Annotated in this window: 2 protein-coding genes; both read right to left on the reverse strand. The window is 69.1% G+C overall.

The annotated features are described in order from the left end of the window. Positions 1 to 21: 21 nt before the first annotated feature. The gene (locus ABZ281_RS48610; RefSeq protein ID WP_356665171.1) at positions 22 to 804 is read right to left on the reverse strand and encodes a branched-chain amino acid ABC transporter permease; all 783 of its coding nucleotides are present in this window, start codon (positions 802 to 804) and stop codon (positions 22 to 24) included. After that, positions 801 to 1,628: branched-chain amino acid ABC transporter permease (locus ABZ281_RS48615; RefSeq protein WP_356665173.1), on the reverse strand; the 828-nt coding region annotated here is incomplete at its 5' end. The genes ABZ281_RS48615 and ABZ281_RS48610, both read right to left, overlap by 4 nt.

The following is a 1,628-nucleotide window of genomic DNA, read 5'->3' on the forward strand; positions in this document are numbered from 1 at the left end:
CCTACCCCCCGCTCTTCGTTTCTACTGCACCCCGATGTTGTGTGGTGGCGTGGCCCCCCCACGGTTTTTGACGCTTATCACCGCGCCGGCGGCGGCGGAGCCGCCGGCCGCCGCGATGTAGATGATCCGCTTGCCACGCGTGACGTTCACGCCGAGCGAGCCGGCCGCGGTCTCGTCGTCTCGGATGGCCTGGAGGTCCAGGCCGAGGCGGCTGCGCAGCGCCAGATACGTGCCCAGCACCGCCGCCGCCATCACGGCGAGGGCCAACCAGTAGGTGTACGCCTGCCGTAGCACCGGTTCGGCGGTGATGGTGGTGATGTTGCGGCCGCTCGCGGCACCGAGGGAGTCGAAGCGGACGACGATGAGGCGGACGACCTCGGCGATCACCCATGTCCCGACGGCGAAGTAGCCGCCGCGCAGCCGGAAGGCGATGTAGGACACCGGCCACGCGATCAGAGCGACGATCGCCGAGACGACGAGCGTGCCGGCGTAGACGTTGAGTCCGTGGTCGTTGACGACGAAAAGCGTGTACGCGCCGAGGCCGATGAAAGCCTGCTGGCCCATGGAGACCATGCCGGCGTATCCGGCGAGCAGGTTCCACATCGAGGCCAGGGCGATGAGGTAGCAGAGCTTCACCAGTTGGGTGGTGACGCCGTTGTCGACGACGTAGGGCAGGCTCGCCATGACCCCCAGGACGAGGAACGTCCCGGTCAGGCCGAGGACGGCGGCGCGGCCGCCGCGTCGGACGGCGGGGGGTACGGACGTGGTCACCGGGGAGTCGACGGCGGTGGTCTGGGCGGTCATGCGAGCACACTCCTGCCGAACAGGCCCTGCGGCCGGAAAACCAGAACCGCCAGGAACACCAGATGCCCGGCGAGCAACGGCAGGTCGGGCGAGATCTGGGCGCCGACGGACTGCGCGATGCCCAGCACCATGCCGCCGGCGAGGGTGCCCCACAGCGAGCCGAGGCCGCCGATGATGACGACTTCGAAGGCGAACAGGACGTTGAGCTGGCCCTCGTAGGGGGTCACTCCGCCCTGCCGCATGGTGTAGAGGGTGCCGGCCAGGGCGACGGTGGCGAAGGCGATGACGCTGGTGAGGGCATAGACCTTTCGGTTGTCGACGCCCATCAGTCGCACGACGGCGCGGTCGTCGGCGGTGGCCCGGACGATGCGGCCGGACTGGGTGCGGTAGAGGAAGAGGTGCAGCGTGGCAAGGACGGCGACCGCCGCCCCGACGGTGATCAGCGGGAACCAGCCGATGGCCAGGTCGCTGCCGACGCGGATGCTCGCGGTGCCGAGCGAGCCGATGGCGAGCGGCTTGGAGTCGTTGCTGAAGAGCTGGACAAGTACGTTGGGGATGATCACGGAGATGCCGAAGGTGACCATCAGGGGCGCGAACTCGCTGAGTCCCATGGCCCGGTCGAGCAGTGTCCGCTGGATGAGGTAGCCGAGGCCGCCGACGGCCGCCATCGAGACCAGCACGGTGAGCGCGACGGGGATGTGCAGGCTGACGGCGGCCACCGAGGCCACGTAGCCGCCGAGGATCATCAGGTCGCCGTGGGCGAGGTTGGCGACCCGCATCACTCCGAAGATCAGGGACAGGCCCGCTGCGGCCATGGCGAAGAC

Source organism: Streptomyces sp. NPDC006265, assembly GCF_040613555.1.
Lineage (GTDB): Bacteria > Actinomycetota > Actinomycetes > Streptomycetales > Streptomycetaceae > Streptomyces.